The organism is Sphingomonas sp., from assembly GCF_042095875.1.
In the GTDB taxonomy this organism is placed as follows: domain Bacteria; phylum Pseudomonadota; class Alphaproteobacteria; order Sphingomonadales; family Sphingomonadaceae; genus Sphingomonas.
Map to the genome: position 1 here is coordinate 1 of NZ_JBELMJ010000076.1, position 7139 is coordinate 7139.

The following is a 7139-nucleotide window of genomic DNA, read 5'->3' on the forward strand; positions in this document are numbered from 1 at the left end:
CGCCCCAAGGTCACGGTGGCGCTGGGCGCGACCGCGGCGCGCAGCCTGTTCGGCAAGGCGATGACGATCGGGCGCGAGCGCGGGCGCGCGCTGACGCTGCCGGGCGAGAGCGGCGGCACCGCGTGGATCACGGTGCATCCGAGCTACCTGCTGCGGCTGCCCGATGAGGCGGCGAAGGCGGCGGAATACGCGAAGTTCGTCGAGGATTTGAAGGCGGCGCACGCGCTGGTCGGGTAGTGGCCGGACGGTGCGCTGCCCTCTAGGTACGGGCGAGAAGAAGCGGGATCCCGGCGCGAGGCCGGGATGACGAGCTTGGGTGGGTTGCCGCGACGTTTCCAGACGTCAGAAGCTGGCCGGGTCGGGTCCCATGCGCCCGTCCGCGTCGTCCATCGCGTCGATGGCGGAGACGTCGTCGTCGGACAGCGTGACCTCGCCGGCAGCGAAGTTGCTGGACAGGCGGTCGACGTTGCCGGTCTTGGGAATGACCGAATAGCCTTTCGCCAGGTGCCAGGCGATGATGACCTGCGCGGGCGTTGCACCCAAGCGATTGGCGATCTTCACGATACGCTCGTCCTTGAGCCCCTCGCCCTGGCCGAGCGGGCTCCAGCTCTGCGTGACGATGCCGTGGTCGGCGTTGAAGGCGGCGCAGTCGCGCTGCTGGAAGGTCGGGTGGAGCTCGATCTGGTTGACCGCGGGGGTGACGCCGGTCGCCTCGATGATGCGGTTCAGATGATCGGGCATGAAGTTTGACACGCCGATCGAGCGCGCCTTGCCCGCCTCGCGCAGGTCGACCAGCGCACGCCACGCGTCGGCGTAATCGTCCGCCGAGGGATGCGGCCAATGGATCAGGTACAAGTCGACCGCGTCGCGCCCGAGCAGCGCCAGGCTCTCGTCGAGTGCGGCGGCGGCGTCGGTGTGGCGGTCGTTCCACAGCTTGGTGGTGAGGAACGCGTCGTCGTGGGCGATCCCCTCGCCCACGCCGCGCTCGTTATGGTAGATCGCGGCGGTGTCGATCAGGCGGAAGCCCGCGTCGAGCCCCGCCCGGACGATCGTCGCGACCTGCGCGTCGGGAATCTGGTAGGTGCCGAGGCCGAGTTGCGGCATCGTGCGGCCGTCGTTCAGGGTGAGATCAGTCATGTCGTGACGAACCGTTGCTGGCCGGCACGGTTCCGAAAGCGACTTCCCAAGGCCGACGGTTTCGCGCAAGCGCCGGGCCATGGTCGAGAAGATCCTGGCAACGCTCGCGGCATTCGCCATCGCCGTCATCTCCGGCATGGGTTATTTCGGCATCGTGCTGCTGATGGCGATCGAGAGCGCGTGCATTCCGCTGCCGTCCGAGATCATCATGCCGTTCGCAGGGTATCTGGTGTCGACCGGGCGGTTCGAGCTGTTCGCCGCCGCGACCGCGGGCGCGATCGGGTGCAACCTGGGGTCGATCGTCGCCTACGAGATCGGGCGACGCGGCGGGCGGCCGCTCGCGGAGAAGTTCGGGCGCTACGTGCTGATCGGGCCGGGCGAACTGGACCTGGCCGATCGCTTCTTCAACAAATGGGGCAACTGGGCGATCCTGATCGGGCGGATGCTGCCGGTGATCCGCACGTTTATCGCGTTCCCCGCGGGCGTCGCGCGGATGAAGCTGATCCCGTTCCACGTTTACACGTTCGTCGGATCGTGGCCGTTCTGCCTGCTGCTCGCGTGGATCGGCATGAAGCTGGGCGACCAGTGGAACAGCGATCCACGATTGAAGGCGTTCTTCCACCGCGCCGACGCGGTGATCGGCGTGGTGCTGGTCGCGGCGATCGCCTTCTACATCTGGCACCGCGTGCGGGGCATGAAGCGCGCCTGAGCGCGGAAGGTCACGCGAAGGTCACGCCAACGCGCGGTGTTGCGGGAGCGTAAATCGGAAGGTGAGGCGAAGGTCACGCCAATGCGCCTCTCAAGGGTGGTTCGCGTCGCGCAGGTGAAGTTGCCCTTGATCGCGTGCGCGCAGCGGCGGCAACTGTCGGGCGGGATGTAACGATGAGCAGGAGCGTGGGGCTTGCGCCTCGCTTCGCGGCTTAGCGGGACTGTGGATTGTAGGACAGCGGTGCAGTGTCGCTCGTTTGGCGGCAGAGAAGCGGGACTCCGGATCAAGTCCGGGGTGACGGCCGCAGATTTATGGTGCTGGTCGGTTCAGGTGTGGTCGGGCAGAGCACGTCAGCCACCGTGCCGTCGCGGTTAGGTGAAGCCGCGGCGTGCCGCCAGCGTGCGCAGTTCGGCGTCCCGGTCGCCGGCCGCGGCGGCGCGGCGATGGAAGGCCGCGAGCAGGTCAGGGTCCGCGCGCTCGGGTGAGCCGGCGTCGAAGGGCGGGGCGGGATCGTATTCCAGGCTGAGCTGGACGAGCTCGGCGTGGCGCTGCCCGCGGATCAGCGCGGTGAGCGTCAGCGCGAAGTCGATGCCGGCGGTGACGCCGCCGCCGGTCACGCGGTTGCGGTCGTGGACGACGCGTTCGGCGACCGGCTCGGCATCGAACAGCGGCAGCATGTGGCGCTGCGCCCAGTGGCTCGTCGCGCGGTAGCCGCGCAGAAGCCCGGCGGCGCCGAGCACGAGCGAGCCGGTGCAGACGCTGGTCACCCATGTCGCGCCCTCACCCACCCGCGCGACCCACGCCATCGTCGCGTCGTCGGCGATCGCGCCGCTCACCCCCATGCCGCCGGGCACGCACAGGATGTCGGCGGCGGGCACTTGGTCGAACGTCGCGGTCGGCAGGATCGCGAAGCCGGCGTCGGTCATGACGGGATCGCGCGTCTGGGCGACGAGGTCGAGCCGCGCGTCGCCCAGGCGCGAGAGCACCTGCGCGGGGCCGGTCAGGTCGAGCTGGGTCACGTTCGGGAACAGCAGAAAGGCGATGCGGATCGGCATGGCAGGGCTCCTGTCGCATGGGTGCCCAGGCGCGCGGCGGCAGCGACGTCGCGCTTCCCCGCGGTGCTCCGCGAATGCGCCAGTTACGCGAGTCGAGTGGGAGCGTAGAGCGGGTCGCGGTTCGGCTCAATAGCCGGTCGCCGCCGATGCAGGGGGTCGGTGAGACCTTGCGCGGGAAAAAGCGGGACCCCGGATCAAGTCCGGGGTGACGGAGGGTCGGTTAAGGCAGGTCGGGCGTCTCGGCCTTCTTCGCGGCCTGGCGCTCGCGCTTCCAGGCCGACAGGTCCTGGACGTTGCAGCCGGTCGCACCCGCCGCGCCGACCGCGGAGCAGGTGCCGACGCCCACATTGCCGACTGTGCGGTTGGCCTGTTCCTTGACCGCCCAGCTCGCATTCTCGGGCGTGACCTCGAAGTTGCGGAGTTCCTTGGGGATACGGAACTGCTCCGCGGCGGAGCGGCGGACGCAGACGACCACTTCCTCGTTGTTGTTGTTGGTCGGGCAGCGCTCGTTGCCGTAGAGGACCAGCACGCCGTTGACGGGCGCGCTCTTCGACACGCCCTCCGCCGCGGTCGTCTTGGCGACGCGTGGCTGGGTCGGCGCGGGCGGCCCGAGCTGCGCGGTTGCGGCGGCGGGTAGCGCCAGGGCGATCAGGCAGAGTGAAGCACGCATAACGGGGTCCTCGAGGGGAGCTGGCCTCAGATACGCTTGGCTGCGGCGATCGCGACGCGGCAGCCGAGCCGGATCGCGGCGGACATGATCGGGTAACCGAACGCCTGCTCCGCGCCGTGCGCGAGCGCGGTGTCGCGGTGTTCGAGCTCCTCGGCCTGGAACTCGCGGATCGCGTCGGACAGTTCGGGGTCGCTGTCGCCGAGTTCGACGAGCTGATCCTCGTAATGCTTGTCGATCTCGGTCTCGACCGCGGCGGTGCACGCCATCGCGGCGTTGGGGCCGATCGCGGCGGTGACCGCGCCGAGCGCGAAGCCCGCCGCGTCCCAGAACGGCGCGAGCAAGGTCGGGCGTACGCCGCGCTCCGCGATCATGCGGTCGAAGAAGGCGCGGTGCTTCTCCTCCTGCAGCGCCATGCCCGCGATCTCGCGCGCGAGCGGGCTGCGATGGCCCATCACCGCGAGCTGGCCGGCGTAGATGCGCGTCGCGCCGAACTCGCCCGCCTGGTCGACGCGGATCATCGAGTCGGTCCTGGCCGGACGATCACCTGGTTTCCACGTCATGCACGCCTCCTGAGCAGGTATCCGATCACCGTCGCCCCGACGAGCGACACCGCGGCGTTCCATCCCGCGAGCGAGACGCCGAGCAAGCTCCACTGCGCGGCGTCACAGCGTACGATGGGGGCGGCGAGTAGGTCCTTCAACATCGCGTCGGTCGAGCGACCGCCGCCGCTGACGGTCATGGTGCAGGCGGTGATGCCCTGCCACCAGTGGTACTCGACCCCGGCGTGGAAGAGGCCGATCAGCCCGGAGATCGCGATCAGCGCGGCGGCACCCGCGACCAGCGTCGCGCGGGTGCGCGCGCCGCCCGCGACGAACGACAGCGCGGCGAGTGCGAGCGCGCCGTAGTGCGGCCAGCGCTGCCAATGGCACATCTCGCACGGGTAGAGGTGGCCGATCAGCTGGAACGCCCAGGCGCCGGCGAGCAGCGCGGCGGGGATCAGGAACGCGAGCGCGCGGGCGCGGCGCTGCGAGGCGTTCAGGATCGCGGTCACTTGCGCGGTGTTCCGGGCGCGCGCGTCGGCGTGGCGCCGGGCGCGGGCTTCGCCATCGCGGCGGTGACGGCGGCCACTTGGGTTGCGCCGCCGAGCCGCGCGACGGTCTTCAGCGCGTACCAGAGCTGGAAGTCCTTGATCCCCTGCTTCTCGAGGCTCGCCGGGGTCGCGGTGAAGCGCGGATCGTCCTTGGTATCCTCCTCCAGCACCGCATTGTCGGGCGACTTGATCTCGTTGATCAGGTGGCGGCGAAGATCGGCCTCGCGGAAGACGGGGCGCGTCTTGTAATCGGGGTCGGACAGCTGCGGCACGCGGATGTCGGGCTCGATCCCGCCCTCCTGCACGCTGCGGCCCGACGGCGTGAAGTAGCGCGCGGTGGTGAGGCGGAGCGCGGTGCGGGGGCCGAGCGGCAGCAAGGTCTGCACCGATCCCTTGCCGAACGTCTTCTCGCCCATGATAAGCCCGCGGTGGTGATCCTGCAGCGCGCCGGCGACGATCTCGCTGGCCGACGCGGTGCCCGAGTCGGTGAGGACGACAACGGGCAGCCCCTTGGCGTCGTCGCCGGGCTTGGCGAAGTAGCGCTCGATATCCGCCTTGTCGCGGCCGCGCTGCGAGACGATCTCGCCGTGGTCGAGGAAGGCGTCGGACACCGCGATCGCCTGCGTCAGCAGCCCGCCGCCGTTCTCGCGCAGGTCGACGACGTAGCCGAGCGGCTTGTGCCCGAGCGACTTGTCGATCGCCATGATGGCCGCGCGGGTGTCGGCGCCGGTGTTCTCGGAGAAGGTGTTGATGTTGATGTAGCCGACGTCGCCCTTCACCTCCCACTTGACCGGGCGCTGGACGATCACCTCGCGCACCAGCGCGACGTCGAGCGGCTTGTCGCGGCCGGGGCGGATCAGCGTCAGCGTGACCTTCGATCCGGGCTTCCCGCGCATCTGCGACGTCGCCTCGTCGAGCGTGCCGCCGTAGATCAGCTTGCCGTTGATGTGGGTGATATAGTCGCCCGACTTGATGCCGGCGCGGCCCGCGGGCGTATCCTCCTGCGGGGCGACGACCTTGACCGCGCCGTCCTCCATCGAGACGGTGAGGCCGAGACCGCCATAATTGCCCTCGGTCATGATGCGCAGATTGTCGAAGTCGGACGCGTCGACGTAGCTGGAATGCGGGTCGAGCGCGGAAAGCATGCCGTCGATCGCGCCCTTCACCAATTGCTCGTCGGTGACCTTGTCGACGTAATCGGCCTTTACGCGGTTGTAGACGTCGAGGAACTTGTCGAGTTCGCGGTAGGTGTTGGTGTCGGCCGCGGCCATCGCGCCGGTGGCGACGGGAACGAGCGCGACCGTGGCGACGAGCGCGGTGGCCTGGAGCAGTTTCGACTTCATGCGGTGGGCGCTTGATCCTCGAGGGCGATGGGGTTCGCGTGTAGCGGAAAAACCGATGTGTATCAAAGCACGGCGGGGCTGAACCGCGGCTGAGCGGGGGCGGTCAGGTGGCGCGGGTCAGATCAGCAGCGTGATGTCGACCGGACGGCCGCGGCGGCGCAGCTCGACGGTGACCTGCGGTGCCTCGCCCGACGCGGCCGCGCCGATCGTCGCGCCGGACGCGACCTGCTGATCGGGCGTGACCGACAGGGTGGCGAGCCCGGTCAGCAGCGTGACCCAGCCCTCGCCGTGGTCGATGATGACGATCCCGCCGAAGCCGCGGAACGGTCTGGCGTAGACGATCCGCCCGGTGGCGGGGGCGACGACGCGCGCGGCGGGGGCGACCGCGAAGGTCAGCCCGCGCGCGCGCACGCCGTTGTCGGACAGCTCGCCGAAGCCGGTGACGAGCCGGCCGCTGACCGGCAGGCGGTACGGCGCCGCGGCCGCGCTCGCGACCGCGGGGATCGGCGGGCCGGGCAGCGCGACCAGGCTGGCGAGCGTACCCTGCGCGTCGCCGACCCCGCGCAACCGGTCGACGATGTCGCGCGCGCGCTCGCCCAGCGCAAGCGCGCGGTCGGACGCGGTGCCGACGTCGAGCGGCTCGTCGCGCAAGTTCGCCAGCGCGCGGCGCGCGCCGAGCAGTTGCGCGCGGCCGGCGCCCAGCTCGGCCCCGGCGGCGGCGGCGCTGGCGTGGAGCGCGCGGGTGCGCGCGAGCTGGTCGCGGATCGCCGCGGTCCGCTCGCGCACGAGCGGGAGCGAGCTGGCGAGCACGGTGCGGACGTGGACCAGATCGTCGAGGCTGCCGGGCTGGACGATCGCGACCGCGGCGGGGCGGCGCGCAAGCGAGGTGAGCCCGGCGAGCAGCTGCGCGATCGGCCCCTGCTGCGCGGCGAGGTCTAGGCGTTGCGCGTCCAGCGCGCGGTCGGTGGCGCGCGCGCGCGCGGCGGCGATCGCGATCTCGGCCTCGGCGAGCGCGACGCGCGCCTCGATCGCCGCCTCGCGCAGCCGGGCGCGGCGGGTCGGGTTGCCCGAGGCGGCGGCGGCGCGATCGGCCTGCGCGGCGCGCACCTGCGCGGCGGAGCGGGCGGCGCGCGCG

The 7139-nt window shown here is 70.8% G+C and carries 9 protein-coding genes and 1 riboswitch; of the genes, 2 read left to right on the forward strand and 7 right to left on the reverse strand.

Features of this window, described 5'->3' with window-relative positions; genetic code table 11:
- On the forward strand, window positions 1-237 hold a 237-nt coding region (locus ACFDS6_RS16140; protein ID WP_375273126.1), incomplete at its 5' end, for a uracil-DNA glycosylase family protein.
- Window positions 238-342: 105 nt separating this feature from the next.
- Here the strand turns inward: ACFDS6_RS16140 and ACFDS6_RS16145 are convergent.
- Window positions 343-1137 (reverse strand): aldo/keto reductase, encoded by a 795-nt coding sequence (locus tag ACFDS6_RS16145; protein ID WP_375273127.1) that lies wholly within the window; start codon window positions 1135-1137, stop codon window positions 343-345.
- 79 nt (window positions 1138-1216) lie between these two features.
- Between ACFDS6_RS16145 and ACFDS6_RS16150 the strand changes: the two genes are divergently transcribed.
- Complete coding sequence (locus tag ACFDS6_RS16150) at window positions 1217-1846, forward strand: DedA family protein (protein WP_375273129.1); 630 nt, start codon at window positions 1217-1219, stop codon at window positions 1844-1846.
- Between the two features lie 371 nt (window positions 1847-2217).
- Here the strand turns inward: ACFDS6_RS16150 and ACFDS6_RS16155 are convergent, their stop codons facing one another.
- From ACFDS6_RS16155 to ACFDS6_RS16180, 6 genes are all read right to left on the reverse strand, one after another.
- Window positions 2218-2901, reverse strand: coding sequence for a DJ-1/PfpI family protein (locus ACFDS6_RS16155; RefSeq protein WP_375273130.1), 684 nt, complete (start codon window positions 2899-2901; stop codon window positions 2218-2220).
- 16 nt (window positions 2902-2917) lie between these two features.
- Window positions 2918-2998: riboswitch (ZMP/ZTP riboswitch) on the reverse strand.
- A gap of 123 nt (window positions 2999-3121) precedes the next feature.
- Window positions 3122-3571 carry a hypothetical protein gene (locus tag ACFDS6_RS16160; protein ID WP_375273131.1) on the reverse strand — a complete coding sequence of 150 codons (450 nt, stop codon included), beginning with the start codon at window positions 3569-3571 and terminating at the stop codon, window positions 3122-3124.
- Window positions 3572-3597: 26 nt separating this feature from the next.
- Window positions 3598-4131, reverse strand: a complete 534-nt coding sequence (locus ACFDS6_RS16165; RefSeq protein ID WP_375273132.1) for a demethoxyubiquinone hydroxylase family protein — start codon at window positions 4129-4131, stop codon at window positions 3598-3600.
- Entirely contained in the window at window positions 4128-4622 is a 495-nt protein-coding gene (locus tag ACFDS6_RS16170) for a disulfide bond formation protein B (protein WP_375273133.1), read from the reverse strand. The genes ACFDS6_RS16165 and ACFDS6_RS16170 overlap by 4 nt, the downstream gene beginning before the upstream one ends.
- A complete protein-coding gene (locus ACFDS6_RS16175) occupies window positions 4619-6004 on the reverse strand; it encodes a S41 family peptidase (protein WP_375273134.1) in 1386 nt (461 codons plus the stop codon). The genes ACFDS6_RS16170 and ACFDS6_RS16175 overlap by 4 nt, the downstream gene beginning before the upstream one ends.
- A 117-nt stretch (window positions 6005-6121) precedes the next feature.
- Window positions 6122-7139: murein hydrolase activator EnvC family protein (locus tag ACFDS6_RS16180; RefSeq protein WP_375273135.1), on the reverse strand; the 1018-nt coding region annotated here is incomplete at its 5' end.